We start from the raw sequence: 21,132 nt of genomic DNA, 5'->3' as shown, positions 1-21,132 counted from the left end.
GTGGCCTCTGTTGCGTGCATTCCTGCACACAATTGAAAAATCACCGGGTTGGAGCGCTGGATGGCGATGTTCAAACGCAGCACTAAGTCTGCGAAAGGCTTTGATTGGGCCGGCCTTGGCTGGCTTTTCCTGTTTTTCTGGTACTTCTCGGGTATTACCCAACTGCTTATCCTGGCGACCGGCACTTCCGGTTTCGCGGGCTTTCGCCAGGCATTCTTCATGAGTGCACTGTGGCTGGCGCCCCTGTTGGTATTCCCACGCTACACCCGTTCGCTCGCCGCCTTGATCGGCGTGGTGCTGTGGGCCTGTTCCATGGCCAGCCTGGGTTATTTCTTCATCTACCAGCAGGAATTTTCCCAAAGCGTCATCTTCATCATGTTCGAATCGAACATCTCTGAAGCTGGCGAATATGCCACCCAATACTTCGCCTGGTGGATCGTGCTGGCGTTCATTGCCCACACCGCCCTGGCTGTTTTCCTCTGGTCCCGTGTACGCCCGGTCTACCTGCCACGTGGCCAGGCGCTGGTGGCGGCCACGGCGATTGTGATCGCGATTGTCGGCTATCCGCTGGTCAAGCAGATCGCCCGCAGCGACACGATGGAAGATGCCATCGACCGCTTTGAAGCACGTATCGAGCCGGCCGTGCCATGGCAAATGATCGTCGCCTACCATCGCTACACCCAGCAATTGGACAACATGCAAGGCATGCTCGACAGTGCCAGCCAGATCCCACCGCTGCGTAACCTCAAAGACACCATGGCCGGCCAACCCTCGACCCTGGTCCTGGTGATCGGCGAGTCCACCAACCGCCAGCGCATGAGCCTCTACGGTTACCCGCGCAACACCACGCCGGAACTGGACAAGCTGCGCGACCAGCTGGCGGTGTTCGACAACGTCATCACCCCGCGCCCCTACACCATTGAAGCGCTGCAACAGGTCCTCACTTTTGCTGATGAAGAGAACCCGGATCTTTATCTCAAGACCCCGTCCATTGTCAGCGTAATGAAACAAGCCGGTTACAAGACCTACTGGATCACCAACCAGCAGACCATGACCAAGCGCAACACCATGCTCACCACGTTCTCTGAACAAGCCGACGAGCAGGTCTACCTCAACAACAACCGCAACCAGAATGCCCGCCAGTACGACGGCGACGTACTGCCGCCCTTCGCCAAGGCCTTGGCCGACCCGGCCGAGCGCAAGTTCATCGTGGTGCATTTGCTCGGCACCCACATGAGCTACCAGTACCGTTACCCGCCGACCTTCGACAAGTTCACCGACCGCCAAGGCGTACCGGCCGGCGTGAGCGACGATCAATTGCCGACCTACAACAGCTACGACAATGCGGTGCTGTACAACGATTTCGTGGTGTCGAGCCTGATCAAGGATTACGCCAAGACCGACCCCAACGGCTTCCTGTTGTACTTGTCGGACCACGGCGAAGACGTATTCGACTCTGCCGGCCACACCACCCTGGGGCGCAACGAAGGCAAACCGACGGCACCGATGTACACCATTCCCTTCATGGCCTACGCCTCGCCGAAATGGCGCGAGAGCCACGACTGGAGCTTTGCCGGCGACTTGCAGCGCCCTTACAGCAGCTCGCAGCTGATCCATACCTGGGCCGACCTGGCCGGGCTGAGCTTCGACGAACTGGACCGCAGCAAAAGCCTGGTCAGCGACAGCTTCAAGGCGCGCCCGCAGATGATCGGCAACCCGTACCTGCGCCAGCAGAAGCCATTGATTGATTTCAGTTTGATCAAGCCGAAGAAGGCCGAACCCACTGATGTGGTGGTCAAGTAATCGAAGGCTTGTAACAAAAAGATAACAATCATTCTCATCTAACCCTAAAGTTCCCTCGCTCCTTTCGTCTTTGAGCCATGGCCTTTTCTTACCGAGAAGGCCGCAAAGACGACAAGGAGTCTTCCGCGATGTTCGCGCCTTTCACCCGTTCCATGACCTTCACCCTTGGCCTGTTCAGCATCGTGCTGAGCCCCGCCCTGCTGGCTGAAACCGACCCCGAACCCGCACCGGCCAAGGCCCTGGAGCTGGGCAGTACCAGCATCACCGCCGAAGGCCTGGGCGCCACCACTGAGCACACAGGCGCCTACACCACCGGCTCGATGAGCACCGCCACGCGCTTGAATCTGTCGATCAAGGAAACCCCACAGTCGATCTCAGTGGTCACGCGCCAGCAGATGGATGATTTCAATCTCAATACATTGACTGACGTACTGCGCCAGACCACGGGCGTTACTGTCCAGCATCTGGACTCGGATCGCGCGGGCTATTCATCCCGTGGCTACGGGATCGATAACTTCCAGATCGACGGCATGCTCAACACCTTCGGCCGCATGAAGTCAGACGCCGACACCATCATCTACGACCGCATTGAAGTGGTCCGCGGCGCCACCGGCCTGACCACCGGTGCCGGCAACCCTTCGGCCACGGTCAACATGATTCGCAAGCGCCCCACCGCCCAGTGGCAAGCCCAGACCGGCGTCAGCGGCGCCAGCCATGACAATTACTATAGCTACCTGGATGTGGGCGGGCCGCTGGCATTTGACGGCCGGCTGCGCGGGCGTACGGTGCTGGCGTACCGTGACAGCAAGTCCTTTCGCGACAACTACGCACTGCAACGGGAAGTCGGCTACGGCATTCTCGAAGGCGACCTGACGGATGACACGGTGGTTGCCGTAGGTTTTGACTACCAGAACAAGCATGTGCAGGGCAGCTCCTGGGGCACCCTGCCCTATTGGAACAGCGACGGCAGCAAGGCGCGGCTCTCTCGCTCGGCCAACCTGGCAGCCGATTGGAGCTCCTGGCCACTAAAGGACAAGACCACCTTCGCCTCCATCGACCACAAACTGTCTGCGGATTGGCGCCTGAAGGCCGCCTACACCCACCGGCAAAGTGACACCGACGGCAAGGTGTATTACGGCGGCTCGGGCTTCCCCAACCCCGATGGCAGCGGCATGACCGCCTGGACCAACCAGATGGTGGGCACGTCGAAAATGGATGTGGTCGATCTGAATCTCAACGGCACCTATTCATTGCTAGGTCGTGAACATGAGTTGATGGTGGGTTACGGCGAATCCGAGCAACGCGACTCGTCGCCCTACCAGCGTTTTGAAACACCGGATGGGTACGAGAACATCGCAGACTGGAAACACATGGGCGGCATCGCCAAGTTCCCCGACCGCACCACCAACCTGCAAGGCGAGCACTCGCGCAAGAAACAAAAAGCCGGCTACCTGGCGACACGCCTGAGCCTCACCGAAAAACTGCACGCCGTTCTGGGCAGCCGTTATGGCAGTTGGGAGATCGAAAGCGTCTCGCCGGAGTATGACGCTGAGTTCCAGTTGACCCGCGCGCCAAAAACCCGCCAGACCCACAACGACATGTGGACCCCCTACGCCGGCCTGCTCTACGACATCACGCCGGAGTACACCATGTATGCCAGCTACACCGACATCTTCAACCCGCAAAGCGTACGTGACGTCAGCAGGAAATACCTGGAACCCGTGGTGGGCAGCAACTATGAAGTCGGCCTGAAAGGCAGCCTGTTGAACGAGCGCCTGAACCTGGCGGCGGCGTATTTCTGGAGCACCCAGGACAACGTCGCCGAACTGGACAATGCCGCCAAACCCGACCCCATCACCCGCGAACAGTTCTACACCTCCGGGGGCAAAGGCAGCAAGGTCCAGGGGTTTGAAGCCGAGGTGTCAGGCGAGGTCATGCAGGACTGGAACCTCACGGCGGGCTACAGCTACACCCACTCGCTGAACGGCGATAAACAACGCAGCAACACCAACGTGCCGTTGAACATGCTGAAAGTCTCGACGTCCTATCGCCTGCCCGGCGAATGGCGAGGGCTGACCGTTGGCGGCGCGGTGAACTGGCAGAGCGACTTCTACCAGTTCGCCGATCGCCCAAGCGGCGGCCGGGACACGGAGGGCTACCTGAATACCGAACGCGCCAAGATCACCCAGCAGGCCTACACCGTGGTCAACCTGATGTCGCGCTACCAGTTCGACGAGCACGTTTCGGCATCCGTTAACGTAAACAATCTATTTGATAAAAAATATTACGAACGTGTCGGCTTCTACAATGGCGTGTATTGGGGCGACCCGCGCTCTATTACGCTGGCTGTGGATTGGAAACTCTAAATCTGCCTGCCTGCTCAGCCGTGAAACTTAACAAGGTTGTTAAGTTTCACGGTCACCCACTTAAGCTTCACTTAATAAAGCCTGCACATAATCGCCCCCACGAGTCTGATCAAGCGAACAGACGCCGATCAAATACTTATGGGAATACCGACGATGAAACTCTCTACTTTGATGCTTGCCGGCCTGATGACCCTGACCTCTGCCGCCGCTTTTGCTGAAGGTGGCGCCGAGCGTTCGCGGGAGTTCTATGCCAATTTCAAATTCATGCAAGACCAGAACAATAGCAAGGCCGAACAAACGGCCACCGCTAATGTGAAGAACCCCAAAACAGTACCTGCCGTTCAAAACAGCGACGAACCACAACCGAAAAGTTAATTAACCCGTAACCCCCTTGTCATTCCGCTCCTTTGACCAGGGTAACTTGGCGCCAGACTCTGGCGCCTTTTTTTTTGCACTTTCGAACACTAACCACTTATAAAGGTTTATGCCAAAACAACATGCGCCCGTGTGCAGGGTCAAACTTCGAATCATCAAATCCAAACTTACGGTATGCCGACTGAGCCACCGCATTCCCCTCAAGCACCTCCAGGGTGATCTTGCAGCAACCGCGTTGACGGGCGATTTCTTCGACCTTCTGCAGCATTTTCTGGCTCAAGCCCAGGCCGCGAAAGGCATTCATCACCACCACATCGTGGACGTTGACCAAGGGACGACAAGCAAAGGTCGAAAACCCTTCAAAGCAATTGACCAACCCCGCCGGCTCGCCGCCGACAAACGCCAGAACGCTGAATGCATGCGGGCGCTTGGCCAACTCGCCAGGCAGTTGCTGCAACAGATCGGCAGGCAGGCTGTGGCCACCTCCCATGGGGTCTTCAGCGTAATGGTTGAGTACCAGGCTGATCGCCTCGGCGTGTACGGGATTGGTATAGCTGGCTTGCAGCACCAGGATGTCTGGGGTGTCCATTTCCTTCCTCGATAGCGTCCACACGGGAATCATCTCCCTTTCAGGCGGACGATTGTAAGCGTGACGTGGGCGGTAGATGAAGGAGATTAACTACAAATTCTCGACTGAAAACACCGTGGGTCCACGCATGAACACGCGTGAACCGTGTGGTGCCGGGGATTTTTCTTACGTCCCAAAACGCTGCAATTGCATCTCCTGCAAGCGGCTCAGCGTGCGGCGAAACGCAAACTCCAGATAACCTTCGGTGTACAGGCACTCCAACGGCACCTCGGCTTCGATGAATAACGGCACTTTGCGGTCATAGCATTCGTCCACCAAGGCAATGAAGCGCCGCACACTGTCATCGTGTACCGATAGCTCGGGCAACTCCCGATCACCCGCCTCGACACGCTGGACACCATCTTCGGTGCCGCGCGCAATGCGCCCAGGGCGCTTTTGCGCGCTGAGGTTAGGGACTTCCCCCAGCAGGATGGCGTTAAAACGATCGCACAACTGCATGAAATCCATCGCAGCCAGAGGTTGTTCACACAGATCGGCGTAGCGGCACCAGAGCACGCTATCACTGGACTGCACGGCAGCAATCGAGCGGTAGCCGACACTGACCGGCCCACTGCGCACGGCCTGCCCCTCCGTCAATTGCTTGAACACCTCGCCCAACGCATCGGGCTGATTCACCCAGTAACGCTGCACACCCAGGCCTGGGTGCAAACGATGGTCCTCAGCACCGTCCACGGCCACCACCTGCATATGCTGCTGGATGGCCGCGATACCCGGCAGGAAACGCTCGCGGTTAAAGCCCCCCGCGTACAACTGATCGGGCGGCTGGTTGGAGGTGCAGACCATCACCACGCCCTCCTCGAACATCACCTGGAACAGCCGCCCCAGGATGATTGCATCACCGATGTCATTGACGAACAACTCGTCAAAGCACAGCACGCGCACTTCCCGGGCCAGCTCACGGGCCAGTGCCTGCAAGGGGTCCTGAACACCTGTGAGCTGAAACGAACGCTGATGCACCCAGCCCATGAAGTGATGGAAATGCTGGCGCCGCGCAGGCACCCGCAGGCTTTGGTAGAACTGGTCCATCAGCCAGGTTTTGCCACGACCCACCGGCCCCCACAAGTAAACCCCGGTGATCGGCGAGCGGCCTTGATGCAGCGCTTCATGGCAGGCTTGCAGCGCCTCCACCGCCCGACGCTGGGCGTCGTCGGCAACGAAGCCCTGCTGGGCGATGGCGTGTTGGTAGGCCGCGCGGGGTGAGTCAAACGCCATGGGTTTTACGCAAGGCTCTTGCTGACCACCTCGAACACATCGCTGGACAGCTCACCGGAGGCTCGAATGCGCTCCAGCTCCGCCTTCATCAGCGCCTGACGCGCGCTGTCGTATTTGCGCCAGCGGGTCAGCGGCGCCAGTTGGCGCGAGGCGATCTGCGGGTTGAAGCCGTTCAACTGGATTACCAGGTCCGCCAGGAAGCGATAACCCGAGCCATCTGCTGCATGGAAGTTGATCAGGTTCTGCCCGGCAAATGCGCCGATCAGTGCACGCACCTTGTTCGGGTTCTTGAGCGTGAACGCCGGGTGTTCCATCAGCGCCTTGACCCGCTCCAGCCCGCCCGGCAGCGTGCTGCCAGCCTGGACGCTGAACCACTGGTCCATGACCAACGGGTTGTCCTTGAAGTTCTCGGCAAACACCGCCAGCGCCTGGGCCTTTTCAGCTTCAAACGGCGAATTCACCAGGACCGCCAGTGCGGTGAGGCGCTCGGTCATATTGTCGCTGGCGTCAAACTGCTCCAGTGCCGCCGCCAACACCTGCGGCTTGCCGCTGAGCATCAGGTAGGACAGCGCAATATTCTGCAAGGCGCGACGGGCAAAGTGCTCGGCGGCAGCCACGTAAGGGGTGTTCTTCGACAGCTCGCGATTGGCCTGGTAACGCAGCCACAGGTCGTCAAACAACTGCTCAGCCAGTTGCTGGCGGGCAAACTCACGGGCGGCATGGATGGCATCGACATCCGCCACTTCGCTGATTTCGGTCAGGTAGGCTTCGCCCGGCAACGAAAGCATTTCTGCCACCATCGCCTGATCCAGCGTTTCATCGCGCAGCACGGTGCGCAACGCATCGACAAGGCGCTGATCCAGCGCGAGCGGCTGGCCCGCCTGATGCTGGCCAATCAACTCCTGCAACACCTGCACCGCCAGTTGCTGGCCCGCATCCCAGCGGTTGAAACCGTCGCTGTCGTGCTGCATCAGGAACATCAGTTGGTCACGGCTATACGGGAAGCTCAGCTTCACCGGCGCCGAGAAACCGCGCAGCAGCGACGGCAATGGTTGTTCAGCGATGTCAACGAAGGTGAAGGTTTGCTCGGCCTCGGTCACCGAGATCACGCGGGAGGTGTCGCCCGCAGTGGCTTCACCGGCCAGGCGCAGGGCGATGCCGGCGCCCTTCCCGTCCAGCAGGCCCAACGCCACTGGGATCACGAACGGCAGTTTTTCCACCTTGTCCGGGGTGGTCGGGCAGCTTTGGCGGAAGGTCAGGCTGTAGGTTTTTGCCGCAGCATCGTAGGACTCGCTGACCGCCAGGCGTGGCGTGCCAGCCTGGCTGTACCAGCGCTTGAACTGGCTGAGGTCGGCGCCATTGGCGTCTTCCATGGCCTTGATAAAGTCGTCGCAGGTCACGGCCTGGCCGTCATGGCGTTCGAAGTACAGGTCGCTGCCTTTGCGGAAACCTTCGGCGCCGAGCAAGGTGTGGATCATGCCGACCACTTCCGAGCCCTTTTCGTACACAGTCAGGGTGTAGAAGTTGGAGATCTCGATAAAGCTGTCCGGGCGCACCGCGTGGGCCATCGGGCCGGCGTCCTCGGCGAACTGGTGCGTGCGCAGGTACGCCACGTCCTGGATGCGCTTGACCGTGGCCGAGTTCATGTCGGCAGAGAATTGCGAGTCACGGTACACGGTGAAACCTTCCTTGAGCGACAGCTGGAACCAGTCGCGGCAGGTCACGCGGTTGCCCGACCAGTTATGGAAGTACTCGTGGGCGACGATGGCCTCGACGCGCTGGTGCGCGGCGTCGGTGGCGGTTTCGGCGCGGGCCAGCACGGCGCTGGAGTTGAAGATATTGAGGCCCTTGTTTTCCATGGCGCCCATGTTGAAGTCGTTCACGGCCACGATCATGAAGATGTCGAGATCGTACTCACGGCCGTAGGTTTCTTCGTCCCAGCGCATGGATTTTTTCAGGCTGGTCATGGCGTGCTGGCACTTGTCGATGTTCTCCGGTTCGACGTAGATGCGCAGCGCCACTTCGCGGCTGGTCATGGTGGTGAAGCTGTCTTCCACGCACCACAAGTCACCGGCCACCAGCGCGAACAGGTACGCCGGTTTCTTGAACGGGTCTTCCCAGGTCGCCCAGTGGCGGCCGTCTTCGCCAGGCCCGCTGGCAATCGGGTTGCCGTTGGACAAGAGCACCGGGTAGCTGTGCTGCTCGGCGATCACCGTGGTGGTGAAGGTGCTCATCACGTCCGGGCGGTCGAGGTAGTAGGTGATCTTGCGGAAACCTTCGGCTTCGCACTGGGTGCAGAACATGCCGCTGGACTTGTACAGGCCTTCCAGGGCGGTGTTGGTTTCCGGGTGGATCTTGACCGTGGTGTCGAGGGTAAAGGTTGCACTCTTGGGCTGCAGGGTCAGGTGGCTGTCGGTCAACTGGTAGTCAGCAGCCGTCAGTTCCTGGTCCGCCAGGTTCACGCTCAACAGCTCAAGTTGCTGGCCATCCAGCACCAACGGCGGCAAACCGGCGCCGCGCTCAGGGTTGCGGCGCATCACCAGCTGCGCGTGGACCAGGCTGTGGTCCTCGAACAACTCGAAGGTCAGGTGGGTCTCGTCGATCAGGTAGTCCGGCGCCTGATAGTCCTTGAGGTAAATCATCTTCGGTTGTTCGGTGCGCATGCTTGCAATCCTTCTACTGATGCACGGCGAGCTGGTAGGCCGTGTATTTGCGGATATTGATAACGCCGGTGTCGAAGATCAGGTATTGGCCCTTGATCCCCAGCAGCGTGCCTTCGGCAATCGGGTTCTTGTCCAGGTTGAAGCTGACAATCTTGGCGGGATATTGCTCCACCGGGTAGCGGATTTCTATCGGCTCGATGTCGGTCACTGGTTGGATGGCCTGTAGGCCAAAGCGCTCCTGCAACGCGCTGATGCCTTCGGCACAGGACGCGAACAGCTCATCGCGCACCTGCTTGAGGTCCACCGCCGCGGCATCGCCCTTGAGCAGCGCGCGCCAGTTGGTCTTGTCGGCCACTTGGCTGCGAAACACATCTTCGACGAAGCCGGACTGCTGGCGCGTGGCCACGCGCATGATCGGCAGCGCCTGGCTGGCGCCCTGGTCCAGCCAGCGGGTCGGCAACTGGGTGGCACGGGTGATGCCGACCTTGATCCCCGACGAATTGGCCAGGTAGACCACGTGGTCGGTCATGCAGAATTTCTCGCCCCAACCCGGCTCACGGCAGGTGCCGGCGTCGTAATGACAACGCTCGGGGCTCATGATGCACAGGTCACACTGGGCCAGCTTGGTCATGCAGGGGTAGCAATACCCCTGGCTGAAGCTGGTCTTGGTCTTGCGGCCGCAATGGCTGCAATGGATGGCGCCGAGGTATTCCAGGCCGATATGGCTGCCGATCAACGGGTTGACCGGCACCTCGATATCGCCCAGGCGAAACGCGTATTGAACGGTCGGCTCACCGAGTTGCGCCGACATTTTGCTGACTGCACCGCGACCGATTTCAATCAATGGATCGCATCCGACTTGAACAGGATGTTCGGCACGGTGGTCGATTTCGACTGGCATTCCTGCGGGCCCATGTAACCGGTGCGCTGGTCTTCCGGAAGGTTCTGGATTTCCCAGGCGATCATCGCTTGCAACGACAGTTCACGCTGCTCGGCGCTGAGCTTGCGGCCATCGGACCATTTGCCGATTTCCACGGCGAGCTTGAGGCTCTCGTAGATGTCCGGGGTGATATTTTCGATCATTTCAGCAAAAGAGGACATGAGCTCTTCCTTATCAAATAGAAGCTTTGCGGCGGTTGTACAAGCCACCGAGCAAACCGGTGAGGCAACCGATAGCCAGGCCGCCGACATGGGCCGCGTTGGCGATTTCGCCGAAGCCGATCATCGAGACCAGGCCCGACAGGCACAGCACCAGCCACACCAGCATCATCACCAGCACCCCACGGGGCAGGCGGTAGGCCGGGTTTGGCGAGAGCAATTGAAAGATCCAGCAATGCCCGAGCAAGCCATACAACACGCCGGACAAACCGCCGAACAGGCCCGGGCCGCCGTAAGCGTACTGAGCGTAGTTGGAGACGAGGCTGAACAACAACGTCAGGCCCAGCAGGTTGATACTGCCCTGGCGCACTTCGATACGCCGGCCCAGCTCCCAGTACCACATGCCGTTCATGGCCAGGTGCAGGATGCCGAAGTGGATCAGCATCGGCGTGACCAACCGCCACCACTGCCCAGAGGCGAGGGTGTCGGCCAGCGGCGTGAACTGAATGTACTCGCCCATGATGCGAAACGGCAGGAACGTCAGCCAGGCCATGGCTTGCAGGTTGTCACCAAGCAAGGTCACGGCGCCGACGATGATACTCGCCAGCAACACCAGCGCCGTCACCGGGCTATGGCGTACTTGCTGCACAAAACTTGGGCGGGTCACCGGCGCTCGCGGCTGTTCGGGAATGTCCAGTTGCTGGTCCGGGTCACCGGCGGGAAAGCGTTGATACAACACGCGTACGTCGTCGCTGATGGTCTCGGGCACCCACAGCACTTGCTCGCCCGCTTCCTCGCTGACGCGATGGGGCACTTGCATGCGTTGCAACAGTTGGACGAAACCGCCCAGGTCGACGCTCAGGGGCAAGCGCAATACAGCCACGGTACTCATTGGATAACCTCGGGGCGCTCAACGTCGACCCATACGAATTTGCTCGGATCCAGGCGTGTTTCCTGATCCAGGCGATAAGCCACCAGCTTGCCGTACAGCACGGCGCTGTAGTCCAGGCAGGCCAGGTTCTCGCGGATCGGTGCCGGTTTGCCGCTGCGCCAGTAATGGCCGACGAACAACAAGGGTTCATCGACGCCGTAGCGCAACAAGGAATTTTTTTCAGTCGATGACAATGGCGTACGCGCCACCGGGTCAGGCAGCGCGTCGGGTTGGAACACGATGTCGCCGTAGGTCTTCGGGTCGTCTTCCCAGAACTTGGTGCGGAAGAACGAGCGCGTCAGCCCATCGCCGCCGGTCAGCGTCAAGCCATCCGGCAGGCGCATATCGGTGCCGCGCAGCAAGCGGTCAAAGGCGTTGCAGGCAAAACTGCCGGGCACGGCGGCGGCCTGCAGGAAGTGCGGGTCAATGCAGCCGTCCGGGAATGTCGCACGCAGCGGCGCGATAAAGCCGTCATCCCAGCACGCATGCACCACGCGGAAACGTCCGGCATCGACAAACAACGGCATGTCGTAGAACCAGCCGAGGAAGTCGTGCCAGTCGGCCGGGTGCTGCTCGAACTGGGTCAGGGTTTCGTGGATCAACCGCGCATGCCGTGGGTTGTGCTCACGCACAAATTGCTTGCCACTGCCGGGGGGCGCGAGGGTGGTCCAGCCGAGGGCGTTGAACTCGTGGTTGCCCATGATGCACAGCGCCTGCCCGGCCTCGGTCATATCGTGGACGATATGCAGCGCCTCACGAATGCGTGGGCCACGGTCGATGATATCGCCTAAGAACACCGCCATCCGCGACTTATGCCGCCAGACGCCGCCGATCTTCTGGTAACCCATTTGGTCGAGCAAGTGCTCAAGGGTATGAGCGCAACCGTGCACGTCACCAATCAGGTCGTAGCTACGCGCGGGATCGAGCATCAGTCGCCTCCACCCCCCAAGCGGCTGCCCCAGCCCAGCTTGGTGCGGCACACTTCGTAGTAGTTGTGGTCCAGCGGATGGATCAGCCGCAGCTTCTGCGCCTTTTTGCTCACGGTGATGGTGTCACCGGGGGCGCAAGTGAAATGGTTCTGCCCGTCACAGGACACCTGCGGGTAGATCTGCATGTCTTTGGACACCACGATTTTCAGCTCACTGTTGCCATCGACCACGATGGGCCGGCTGGACAACATATGGGGGTACATCGGCACGATCACAATGGCATCCAGCTTGGGATGCATGATCGGCCCGCCGGCCGACAGCGCATACGCGGTGGAACCGGTCGGCGTGGCGACGATCAGGCCGTCAGCCTTCTGGCTGCAGACGAACTGGCCGTCGATATACAGCTCGAACTCGATCATCCGCGTGGATTTGCCGGGGTGCAGCACCACATCATTGAGGGCGTCGCCCTGGCCGATGGCTTCACCGTGGCGGCGCACTTCGGCTTGCAGCAGGAAGCGGTTTTCCACGAGGTAATGGCCGTCGAGCACCTTGGCCACTTCGACTTCCAGCTCATCCGGGCGAATGTCCGTCAGAAACCCCAGGCTGCCACGGTTGATCCCCAGCACCGGCACGTTATGCCGCGCCAACGCACGGGCGGCGCCGAGCAGGCTGCCGTCGCCGCCAACCACGATGACCATGTCACAGACTTCGCCAAGCATCTTGCGCGACGAGGTTTGCAGGCCATGGCCCGGGAGGATTTCGGCAATGGTGTCTTCGAGGATCACATGCAGGTGGCGTTCCAGCAGGAATTTTTTCAGCCGGCGGACGGTGTCCAACACCTGGGTACTGCCCAGGCGACCGATAATGCCGATATTGCGAAATTGCTCCATGGGGCTCCTGCGGGATGTGCGGTGTGGCGGAAAACCGCGATTATGGGCGAAAGGCCGCGTCAGGCAAAACCCTTTGTCGCCGCGAAGCCTTGATGACAATGGTTCTCAGCCACCTGCAAGACATTTAAGCGGCTATGCTCGGACCATGACTGTGTTCCCGGAATTGCACAACCTGCCCCGCCAGTTGCGCCACCCTGAGGTGCGCGACCTCGCGTGGGTGATGCTCGCCCCGCCAATGCTCGCGCAAACACCCTGGCCGCAACGCCATCCGTTGGCGGGCAGTGATTGGGTACAGGCGCCCGATTTGCTTGAGCGCTGGCTGCGTAACCTCGATCAAGACAGCCGGGCCTTGCAACACTGGCTCAGTCTGTCCCGCACCCGGCGCTTGGGCCTGTATTACGAGCGGTTATGGCAATTCGCCGTGCAGCATGCGCCGGGCGTGGAACTGCTGGCCGCCAACCTGCCCATCCGCCGTGCCGGGCATACCCTCGGCGAACTGGATATGCTCCTGCGCGACCGTGCCGGTGTGCATCACTTGGAACTGGCGATCAAACTCTACCTCGGGCCGCAGGACGGAAACGGCGAGGACAGCGCCTTGTGGCTGGGGCCTGGGTGCCATGACCGGCTGGACCGCAAATTGGCCCACTTGGCCCAGCATCAACTGCCGATTTCTGCACGGCCGGAGAGCCGCGAAGCGCTGGCCGCGTTGGATATCCAGCAATTCGACGCTCACCTATGGTTGGGCGGATACCTGTTATACCCCTGGCCCGGCCAAGCCCATCCCCCCCTTGGCACCCATCCACAGCATTTACGTGGGCGCTGGTTGCATCAGCGGGATTGGCGGGCATTTGTCAGCGGTAGCGCACCGGGGCGCTGGCAACCCCTGCCCCGCCATGCCTGGCTGGCGCCCGCGTATTACCCGCCGAACGACGTGTGGAGTGAAGCGCAAATGCAAGGCTGGCTGGCAGCGCTTGATCCAATGGCGCCCGCACAGTTGCTGGTGCGGATGGTGCAGGTGGGTGAGGATTGGGAAGAGGCGGAGCGGTTGTTTTTGGTGGCGGATCTTTGGCCGGATGTGCCGGGGGCTGGCTGACCGTTTTTTGGTGTAGTCGAGGGCCTCATCGCAGGCAAGCCAGCTCCCACATTTTTGATAGGCGGCGCGGTCAAAATGTGGGAGCTGGCTTGCCTGCGATAGCGATCGACCAGGCGCTACAAACTATCGATATGCCGGTAATCCAACTGCAACCCAACCGCCAATTCCTGAGCCCTGCCCAACCTGATCGCCCCCCGCTCAATGTCCACTAATAGCCCCGGACACTCCAACAACGGCAACCCGTCGATAGCCTTGAGTCGCCCATCGGTAATCACCAGCAACCGCTGTTGCTCCGCTGGATAGCGCTTGCGTCGTGCCACCAGCCAATGCCCGGCTTCGGTCAGCGCTGCGAGCAGCGGTGTGCCGCCGCGTGCCCCCAGTTGTTCCAGCCAACCGGTCAGGCCTTTGGCGGCTTTGAGGCCTTGCACTTGCCATTTTGGCGATTGCCCACTGGCCGTCAGCAACGCCATGCGCGCGCGCTGGCGATAGGCGTCGTCAAACAACTGGGCCAGCAAGCCCTTGGCGTCGGTCAACGCGTGATGGCGGCGGGTGGAGGCCGAGGCGTCGACGATCACCAGCCACAATTCGTGGGCCGAGCGGCTGCGTAGGTGAAACAACAAGTCGTCCCGCGTCTGCGGACGGCCGCCGAGCAAGGTGCCGGGCCAATTGATCGAACCTTGCTGTGCGTTGCGGGCCTTGCCATGCCGGCCTTTCTCGACGAGCCCTGCCTTGGGCCGGGCATCCGCCCCCGCGTCAGGTCGAGGGCGAATGCCTAGGGCTTTTTTGGCCAGGTAGGGACTTCCCGGCGTGCGCCCGTGGGCAAGGCCGGTGCGGGCATGTCACCCCATTGGCCTTGACCCGGCGAAGTATCGGAGGGTTTGGGCGATTGCCCTGGGTACGGCGGGCTGGCCGGTGGAGAGTGCTCCTGGCGACGATGGCGCAAGGCAAACTCCGCGACGGCTTCGATATCTTCCTCGCTGATCGCGTCAGCACCGCGCCAGGCCGCGTGGGCCCTGGCGCCGCGCAGCCAGACCAGGTCCGCACGCAAGCCGTCGACACCGGCGGCAAAACAGCGCTCGGTGATCTGTGCCAATGCCTGGTCATCCAACTCGATTGCATCGAGCCGCGCCCGTGCCTCAGTGCAACGCTGCTGTAGAGCGGCTTGCTGCTCGGCCCACTGTGCGCAGAATGCCGCCGGATCGCTGTCGAAGTCCAAGCGGCGACGAATGATCTGCCCCCGCTCCGCTGGCAAGGTCTGCCCGCTCAAGGCCACATTGAATCCGAAGCGATCGAGCAATTGCGGGCGCAACTCGCCCTCCTCCGGGTTCATCGTGCCAATCAGTACGAAACGTGCCGAATGGCGATGGGAAATACCGTCACGCTCGATCAGATTGGTGCCGCTGGCGGCCACGTCCAGTAGCAGGTCCACCAAATGGTCGGCCAGTAGATTGACCTCATCGACATACAGCACACCGCCATCGGCCTTGGCCAGTACGCCCGGCGAAAACTGTGCCCGGCCCTCGCCCAACGCAGCGTCCAGGTCCAAGGTGCCGACCAGGCGCTCTTCGGTCGCGCCCAGCGGCAAGGTGACAAACTGGCCGCTGGCCAACAGGTCAGCCAAGCCCCGCGCCAAGGTGGACTTGGCCATGCCGCGCGGGCCTTCGATCAGCACGCCGCCGATCTTCGGGTCGATGGCGGTCAGGCACAGCGCCAGTTTCAATTCATCGGCGCCGACCACGGCGGACAGCGGGAAATGGGGAATATCAGTCATCAGCTGTCTTCTTCTATATCCAGCAACAGGTTTTCCAACGCTTCGCGATAAGCCCCAGGCTCCTGCCACATGCCGCGTTGCTGGGCTTCAAGCATGCGTTCGGTCATGTCGCGCAGGGCATCGGGGTTGTGCTGTTGCACAAAGGCGCGGGTGTCGGGGTCGAGCAAATAAGCGTCGGCGAGCAAGGCGTATTGATGATCGTCGATCAGCGCGGTGGTGGCGTCGAAGGCGAACAGGTTGTCCACGGTCGCGGCCATTTCAAATGCGCCTTTATAGCCGTGGCGCTTCACGCCTTCGATCCACTTGGGGTTGGCGGCGCGGGAACGGATCACCCGGTTCAGCTCTTCCTTCAAGGTGCGGATTTTCGGCAAGTCGGGCTGGCTGTGGTCGCCATGGTAACTGGCGGCCTTGTCGCCGCTCAGGGTTTCCACGGCGGCGAGCATGCCGCCCTGGAATTGGTAGTAGTCATTGGAGTCGAGCAGGTCGTGCTCGCGGTTGTCCTGGTTCTGCAATACGGCCTGCACTTGGCTCAAGCGCTGGGCGAATTGTTCGCGGGCGGCGGTGCCTTCGTCGGTGCCGCCGTAGGCATAACCGCCCCAGTTCAGGTACACCTCGGCCAAATCCTCGCGGCTTTGCCACAGGCGACCATCGACCGCCCCCTGCACGCCCGCGCCATAGGCACCGGGCTTGGCGCCGAAGATGCGCCAGCCGGCCTGTTTCGCGGCGGCCTCTTCATCCAGGCCGGACTGGATCAACGCGGCCCGCTCGCTGCGCACCTTGGCGGCCAGCGGGTTCATGTCGTCCGGTTCATCCAATGCGGCCACCGCCTGCACCGCCGCATCAAACAGGCGGATCAGGTTGGCAAAGGCATCACGGAAGAAGCCCGACACCCGCAGCGTCACGTCGACCCGTGGGCGATCCAACAGGCTGATCGGCAGGATTTCAAAGTCATCCACCCGCTGGCTGCCGGTCGCCCAAACCGGGCGCACGCCCATCAGGGCCATGGCCTGGGCAATATCGTCGCCACCGGTGCGCATCGTGGCAGTGCCCCATACCGACAAGCCGAGTTGGCGCAGATGGTCACCGTGGTCCTGCAAGTGCCGCTCAAGGATCAGGTTGGCGGATTGAAAACCGATGCGCCAGGCCGTGGTGGTCGGCAGGTTGCGCACGTCCACCGTGAAGAAGTTGCGCCCGGTGGGCAGCACATCCAAGCGCCCGCGACTGGGCGCGCCGCTTGGCCCCGCCGGCACGAAACGGCCGCCCAGGGCATCCAGCAAACCACGCATTTCGGCCGGGCCGCAGGCATCCAGGCGCGGCGCAACGACGATGCGCAGGCTCTCGATAACCGCCTTCACGTCCTCCCAACCGGGCTCTTCAAGCTGCTCAAGCGGGCCTTCCAGTGCCTGCTCGATCAACCGAGCGGCATACAATTCCAGACGCTCGCGGGTGTCTCCGGCGGTGCGCCATAACTGCGGATCTATGTTTTGCAACACCTGCGGACGGCGGCCGGTCCAGGGTTCGGCGAGGGCACAATCCAACGGATCGAAGCCCAACTCGAACGCCTTGGCCAATACCCGCAACAAACTCGATTGCGCGCCACGCCCATCGCCACGGGGGATACGCAACAACGCGAGCAAGGTGTCGATGCGCAAACGGCCCTCGGGCGACTCGCCAAAGATATGCAGGCCATCGCGGATCTGCGACTCCTTCAAGTCACACAGGTACGTGTCGAGGCGCGGCAGCCAGATGGCGGCGTCGGCATCGTTGTCCAGCTCAAGCTCTTGGTCGATGCGGGTTTCGCGCACCAGCTTGAGGATGTCTTTTTGCAGCTCGAGCGCGCGGCGCGGGTCAAGCAACTGCGCTTCGTAATATTCATCGGCCAACAGTTCCAGGTCGCGCAATGGCCCGTAGGTTTCGGCACGGGTCAGCGGCGGCATCAGGTGGTCGATAATCACGGCCTGGGTGCGCCGCTTGGCCTGGGCGCCCTCGCCCGGATCGTTGACGATAAACGGGTAGATATTCGGCAAAGGCCCCAGCAGCGCATCCGGCCAGCAGTGTTGCGACAGGCCGACACCCTTGCCCGGCAGCCACTCCAGGTTGCCGTGCTTGCCGACATGGATCACGCCGTGGGCGCCGTAGGTGTGACGCAGCCAGAAATAGAACGCCAGGTAGCCGTGGGGCGGCACCAGGTCCGGGTCGTGATACACCGCGCTGGCGTCCACCTGGTAGCCCCGCGCCGGCTGGATGCCGACGAAGGTCAGGCCCAGGCGCAGGCCGGCGATCATCATGCGGCCGTCGCGGCACATCGGGTCGTTATGGGGCGTGCCCCAGCGCTCGATAACCGCTTGGCGGTTGGCTTCGGGCAAGCGCTTGAACATCGCCTCGTAGTCATCAAGGCCCAGGCTTTGGTGGCACGGGCGCAGGTCGAGGCTGTCGAGGTCGTTGGTCACGCCGCCGAGCAAGTCATGGATCAGCGCCGTTCCGCTCTGCGGCAAGTCGGCAGGCAGTGGATAGCCTTCGGCCTGCAGCGCACGCAGGATATTCAAAGCCGCTGCCGGCGTGTCCAGGCCAACCCCGTTGCCGATCCGGCCATCGCGGGTCGGGTAGTTGGCGAGGATCAGCGCGATGCGTTTTTCGCTATTGGGCACCCGCGCCAATTCGACCCAACGTCGCGCCAGCTCGGCGACAAAATCCATCCGCTCGGGCGCGGCGCGATAACACACCACATCCGACTGGCTGCGCTCACTGCGCCAGGCGAGGTCCTTGAAACTGATGGGCCGGCTGATAATGCGCCCGTCCAGCTCAGGCAAGGCAATGTGCATCGCCAGATCGCGCGGGCCGAGGCCTTGTTCGCTGGCCTGCCAGCCCGGTTCGTTGTCTTGGGCGCAAATCGCCTGGATCACCGGGATATTGCGGCGAAACGGCCGCAAGTGTGGTGCTTCAGGACTGGATTGGGCAAAGCCGGTGGTATTCAGGATCACCGCCGCGCCCACTTCATCCAGCAGGTCCTCGACCACCGTCAGGCAGCCGGGCTCTTTCAAACTGGCCACCGCCATCGGTAACGGATTGAGGCCCGCCGCCTGCAAGCGCTGGCAGAACACATCGATAAAACCGGTATTGGCCGCCTGCAAATGGGAGCGGTAGAACAGCACCGCCGCCACCGGCCATTCGGCGTGCCAGTCCGCCTGCCAGTCGTGCAGGCGGGCGTTGGCGTTATGCGGGTGATAAATCGCCGTGCGCGGCAAGGTTTGCGGCTCGGCCCAGGCGTAATCGCGGCCCAGGTAGGTAGTGGCCAGGCAGCGATAGAAATCCAGCGCATTGCCCAAGCCGCCTTGGCGCAGGAAGTGCCACAGACGGTCGCGCTCCTGCACACCCACGGTGCTCAGGCCGCTGAGTTCCGGGTCCGGGCGATCATCCCCGGGCACCAGAATAAGTTGCACGCCGCGCTCGGCCAACTCCACCAGACGCTCGATGCCGTAACGCCAATAACCGATGCCCCCATGCAGCGAGATCAGGATGACCTTGGCATGACGCAGCACTTCATCAACGTACAGATCGACCGAGGCATGGTTCTGCACCTGCATCGGGTTGGCCAGGCGCAGGCTCGGGTAGTCGTCGGGCAACTGCTGGGCCGCTTCGGCCAGCAGCGCCAGGCTGGAGTCGCCGCTGCACAGGATCACCAGTTCAGCGGGGGTTTGGCCAAGGTCGGCAATATTGTCGTCCGAAACAAAGCCGCCGGGCTGGGTCCTGAGCAGGTGCATGGGTTAAACGCTGAGGGCAGCGCGCAGTTGCGCTTCGAGGCCCGCCGCGTCGAGGTCCTGACCGATCAGCACCAAACGGGTGATGCGTGCTTCGTCGGCAGCCCAGGCGCGGTCGAAATGCTTGTCGAAACGCGTGCCCACGCCCTGGATCAGCAGGCGCATCGGCTTGTTCGGGATCGCGGCGAAGCCTTTGACGCGCAGGATGCCGTGTTGCACCACCAGTTGGGTCAAGGCGTCGAGCAGCAGGGCTTCGTCGGCTTGCGGCAGGTCGATGGAGATCGAATCGAAGGCGTCGTGATCGTGATCGTCTTCACCTTCGTGGTGGTGATCGTGATGGCTGTGGCGGCCGTCGATGTGCTCTTCGGAGCCGGCGCCCAGGCCGATCAACACGTCCAGGGGCAGCCGACCGCTGCTGGCTTCGATGATTTTGACCGCTGGCGGCAGTTCTTCGGCGACTTCCAGGCGCACGCGGGCGAGGTCCTCGGCGCTGATCAGGTCGGATTTGTTGAGGATCACCAGGTCGGCGCTGGCCAGTTGGTCGGCGAACAGCTCGTGCAGTGGGGATTCGTGGTCCAGGTTCGGGTCGAGTTTGCGCTGGGCATCAACCTGGTCCGGGAACGCGGCGAAGGTACCGGCGGCCACGGCTGGGCTGTCGACCACGGTAATTACCGCGTCAACCGTGCAGGCGCTGCGGATTTCCGGCCACTGGAAGGCTTGTACCAGCGGCTTTGGCAGGGCCAGGCCGGAGGTTTCGATGAGGATATGGTCAAGGTCGCCGCGACGGGCGACCAATTCGCGCATCACTGGGAAGAATTCTTCCTGCACGGTGCAGCACAGGCAGCCATTGGCCAGCTCATACACGCGGCCGTTGGCTTCTTCCTCGGTGCAACCGATGGAGCACTGCTTGAGGATTTCTCCGTCGATGCCCAACTCGCCGAATTCGTTGACGATCACGGCGATGCGGCGGCCCTGGGCGTTGTCGAGCATATGGCGCAGCAAGGTGGTTTTGCCCGAGCCGAGAAAGCCGGTAACGATGGTGACGGGGAGTTTGGCCAGTGTTTTCATCGGATGCCCTTGGGGGCGGGCATACGGGACGATAGGCCCTGCGACGGCGCGCAGCAGCGGTTTTCGTCACCGGATCACCCCGCCCGGTTGAATTGAAAAATCGGTTGCGAGGCAGGTCTCCTGGCTTGGGGCTTGCAGGTCTTGCGACCGGCGCTGACTGCGCCTTCCCGCCGGTTTGGCAGTGGCGTGGCAGTCAGATGAACCCTTTACAGTTGCGGGGGCAGCCGCGGCTTGGACCGCGTTCCCTTCTTAGCTTCGGCCTGGGCTGAAGAACCTCGAGGGTGCAAGGCTACGCAGTGCTTGGGGGATGGTCAATGATGGGGTTCGGTTCGTGTACATATCCGTTATTTAGGTAACGGCCACTTATGGTTCCGCCCTTACGGCGGCTCACTTTTGAACAGCGCAAAAGTAAGCAAAACGCTCTTGCCCCAACACTCGGTGCCTCGCCTAGGCTCGGCATGCCCGTAATCCGACATGGATTTGGGGGGCCGCCGCCACGCGCCATCCATGGCGCGGGGCGGCTAAA

16 protein-coding genes and 1 riboswitch are annotated in these 21,132 nt (G+C 61.6%); of the genes, 4 read left to right on the top strand and 12 right to left on the bottom strand.

Translation table 11 applies throughout. The features are described 5' to 3' along the window. Nucleotides 1-60 precede the first annotated feature (60 nt). From J1G37_RS26075 to J1G37_RS26065, 3 genes are all read left to right on the top strand, one after another. Entirely contained in the window at nucleotides 61-1,803 is a 1,743-nt protein-coding gene (locus J1G37_RS26075; protein WP_207046374.1) for a phosphoethanolamine transferase CptA, read from the top strand. A gap of 128 nt (nucleotides 1,804-1,931) precedes the next feature. After that, nucleotides 1,932-4,169: a TonB-dependent siderophore receptor gene (locus tag J1G37_RS26070; protein WP_207046372.1), complete on the top strand. Its 2,238-nt coding sequence runs from the start codon at nucleotides 1,932-1,934 to the stop codon at nucleotides 4,167-4,169. A 153-nt stretch (nucleotides 4,170-4,322) separates the two neighbouring features. Beyond that, nucleotides 4,323-4,544, top strand: a complete 222-nt coding sequence (locus J1G37_RS26065; RefSeq protein ID WP_207046370.1) for a hypothetical protein — start codon at nucleotides 4,323-4,325, stop codon at nucleotides 4,542-4,544. A 97-nt stretch (nucleotides 4,545-4,641) separates the two neighbouring features. On the opposite strand, the gene J1G37_RS26060 is transcribed toward J1G37_RS26065, so the two are convergent. The 8 genes from J1G37_RS26060 to J1G37_RS26025 all read right to left on the bottom strand — a co-directional run bounded on the left by J1G37_RS26060 (nucleotide 4,642) and on the right by J1G37_RS26025 (nucleotide 12,916). Next, nucleotides 4,642-5,133 carry a GNAT family N-acetyltransferase gene (locus J1G37_RS26060; RefSeq protein ID WP_207046369.1) on the bottom strand — a complete coding sequence of 164 codons (492 nt, stop codon included), beginning with the start codon at nucleotides 5,131-5,133 and terminating at the stop codon, nucleotides 4,642-4,644. A gap of 165 nt (nucleotides 5,134-5,298) precedes the next feature. Then, nucleotides 5,299-6,405 (bottom strand): cell division protein ZapE, encoded by a 1,107-nt coding sequence (gene zapE, locus J1G37_RS26055; RefSeq protein ID WP_207046367.1) that lies wholly within the window; start codon nucleotides 6,403-6,405, stop codon nucleotides 5,299-5,301. Nucleotides 6,406-6,410: 5 nt separating this feature from the next. After that, a complete protein-coding gene (gene pepN / locus J1G37_RS26050) occupies nucleotides 6,411-9,068 on the bottom strand; it encodes an aminopeptidase N (protein ID WP_207046366.1) in 2,658 nt (885 codons plus the stop codon). Nucleotides 9,069-9,081: 13 nt separating this feature from the next. After that, entirely contained in the window at nucleotides 9,082-9,912 is an 831-nt protein-coding gene (locus J1G37_RS26045; protein ID WP_207046365.1) for a DUF2797 domain-containing protein, read from the bottom strand. Then, nucleotides 9,909-10,169: a DUF1315 family protein gene (locus J1G37_RS26040; RefSeq protein ID WP_017738604.1), complete on the bottom strand. Its 261-nt coding sequence runs from the start codon at nucleotides 10,167-10,169 to the stop codon at nucleotides 9,909-9,911. Before J1G37_RS26040 ends, J1G37_RS26045 begins: the two co-directional genes overlap by 4 nt. Before the next feature lie 13 nt (nucleotides 10,170-10,182). Next, on the bottom strand, nucleotides 10,183-11,058 hold the full coding sequence (locus J1G37_RS26035; RefSeq protein WP_207046364.1) for a rhomboid family intramembrane serine protease: 876 nt from the start codon (nucleotides 11,056-11,058) through the stop codon (nucleotides 10,183-10,185). Then, entirely contained in the window at nucleotides 11,055-12,026 is a 972-nt protein-coding gene (locus J1G37_RS26030) for a metallophosphoesterase (RefSeq protein ID WP_207046363.1), read from the bottom strand. The genes J1G37_RS26035 and J1G37_RS26030 overlap by 4 nt, the downstream gene beginning before the upstream one ends. After that, the gene (locus tag J1G37_RS26025; protein WP_003217892.1) at nucleotides 12,026-12,916 is read right to left on the bottom strand and encodes an NAD(+) kinase; all 891 of its coding nucleotides are present in this window, start codon (nucleotides 12,914-12,916) and stop codon (nucleotides 12,026-12,028) included. The genes J1G37_RS26030 and J1G37_RS26025 overlap by 1 nt, the downstream gene beginning before the upstream one ends. Nucleotides 12,917-13,061: 145 nt before the next feature. Here J1G37_RS26025 and J1G37_RS26020 point away from each other — a divergent pair, with 145 nt between their 5' ends. Next, nucleotides 13,062-14,009, top strand: a complete 948-nt coding sequence (locus tag J1G37_RS26020; RefSeq protein ID WP_207046362.1) for a DUF1853 family protein — start codon at nucleotides 13,062-13,064, stop codon at nucleotides 14,007-14,009. A gap of 116 nt (nucleotides 14,010-14,125) precedes the next feature. Here J1G37_RS26020 and J1G37_RS26015 read toward each other — a convergent pair whose 3' ends face one another. The 4 genes from J1G37_RS26015 to cobW are packed head-to-tail and all read right to left on the bottom strand — an operon-like array spanning nucleotide 14,126 to nucleotide 20,606. Next, nucleotides 14,126-14,779, bottom strand: a complete 654-nt coding sequence (locus tag J1G37_RS26015; protein WP_207046413.1) for a VWA domain-containing protein — start codon at nucleotides 14,777-14,779, stop codon at nucleotides 14,126-14,128. A 2-nt stretch (nucleotides 14,780-14,781) separates the two neighbouring features. Continuing rightward, nucleotides 14,782-15,780 carry an AAA family ATPase gene (locus tag J1G37_RS26010; protein ID WP_207046361.1) on the bottom strand — a complete coding sequence of 333 codons (999 nt, stop codon included), beginning with the start codon at nucleotides 15,778-15,780 and terminating at the stop codon, nucleotides 14,782-14,784. Further along, nucleotides 15,780-19,541: a cobaltochelatase subunit CobN gene (gene cobN, locus J1G37_RS26005; RefSeq protein WP_207046360.1), complete on the bottom strand. Its 3,762-nt coding sequence runs from the start codon at nucleotides 19,539-19,541 to the stop codon at nucleotides 15,780-15,782. Before cobN ends, J1G37_RS26010 begins: the two co-directional genes overlap by 1 nt. 3 nt (nucleotides 19,542-19,544) lie before the next feature. Further along, on the bottom strand, nucleotides 19,545-20,606 hold the full coding sequence (gene cobW / locus J1G37_RS26000) for a cobalamin biosynthesis protein CobW (RefSeq protein ID WP_017738595.1): 1,062 nt from the start codon (nucleotides 20,604-20,606) through the stop codon (nucleotides 19,545-19,547). Nucleotides 20,607-20,698: 92 nt separating this feature from the next. Then, nucleotides 20,699-20,899: riboswitch (cobalamin riboswitch) on the bottom strand. Between the last annotated feature and the right edge of the window lie 233 nt (nucleotides 20,900-21,132).

The sequence above is a fragment of the Pseudomonas sp. Marseille-Q1929 genome (assembly GCF_017316265.1).
Taxonomy (GTDB): Bacteria; Pseudomonadota; Gammaproteobacteria; order Pseudomonadales; family Pseudomonadaceae; genus Aquipseudomonas.
The sequence above is the reverse complement of the archived record's forward strand: the minus strand, read 5'-3'. Positions and strand labels throughout refer to the sequence as shown.

What these genes read in the sequence shown, in the direction of transcription:
- cobN (WP_207046360.1), bottom strand. Translation starts at nt 19,541, where the DNA reads ATGCACCTGCTCAGGACCCAGCCCGGCGGCTTTGTTTCGGACGACAAT.
- cobW (WP_017738595.1), bottom strand. Translation starts at nt 20,606, where the DNA reads ATGAAAACACTGGCCAAACTCCCCGTCACCATCGTTACCGGCTTTCTC.
- J1G37_RS26030 (WP_207046363.1), bottom strand. Translation starts at nt 12,026, where the DNA reads ATGCTCGATCCCGCGCGTAGCTACGACCTGATTGGTGACGTGCACGGT.
- J1G37_RS26060 (WP_207046369.1), bottom strand. Translation starts at nt 5,133, where the DNA reads ATGGACACCCCAGACATCCTGGTGCTGCAAGCCAGCTATACCAATCCC.
- J1G37_RS26035 (WP_207046364.1), bottom strand. Translation starts at nt 11,058, where the DNA reads ATGAGTACCGTGGCTGTATTGCGCTTGCCCCTGAGCGTCGACCTGGGC.
- pepN (WP_207046366.1), bottom strand. Translation starts at nt 9,068, where the DNA reads ATGCGCACCGAACAACCGAAGATGATTTACCTCAAGGACTATCAGGCG.
- J1G37_RS26025 (WP_003217892.1), bottom strand. Translation starts at nt 12,916, where the DNA reads ATGGAGCAATTTCGCAATATCGGCATTATCGGTCGCCTGGGCAGTACC.
- J1G37_RS26010 (WP_207046361.1), bottom strand. Translation starts at nt 15,780, where the DNA reads ATGACTGATATTCCCCATTTCCCGCTGTCCGCCGTGGTCGGCGCCGAT.
- J1G37_RS26020 (WP_207046362.1), top strand. Translation starts at nt 13,062, where the DNA reads ATGACTGTGTTCCCGGAATTGCACAACCTGCCCCGCCAGTTGCGCCAC.
- J1G37_RS26040 (WP_017738604.1), bottom strand. Translation starts at nt 10,169, where the DNA reads ATGTCCTCTTTTGCTGAAATGATCGAAAATATCACCCCGGACATCTAC.
- J1G37_RS26065 (WP_207046370.1), top strand. Translation starts at nt 4,323, where the DNA reads ATGAAACTCTCTACTTTGATGCTTGCCGGCCTGATGACCCTGACCTCT.
- J1G37_RS26075 (WP_207046374.1), top strand. Translation starts at nt 61, where the DNA reads ATGGCGATGTTCAAACGCAGCACTAAGTCTGCGAAAGGCTTTGATTGG.
- zapE (WP_207046367.1), bottom strand. Translation starts at nt 6,405, where the DNA reads ATGGCGTTTGACTCACCCCGCGCGGCCTACCAACACGCCATCGCCCAG.
- J1G37_RS26070 (WP_207046372.1), top strand. Translation starts at nt 1,932, where the DNA reads ATGTTCGCGCCTTTCACCCGTTCCATGACCTTCACCCTTGGCCTGTTC.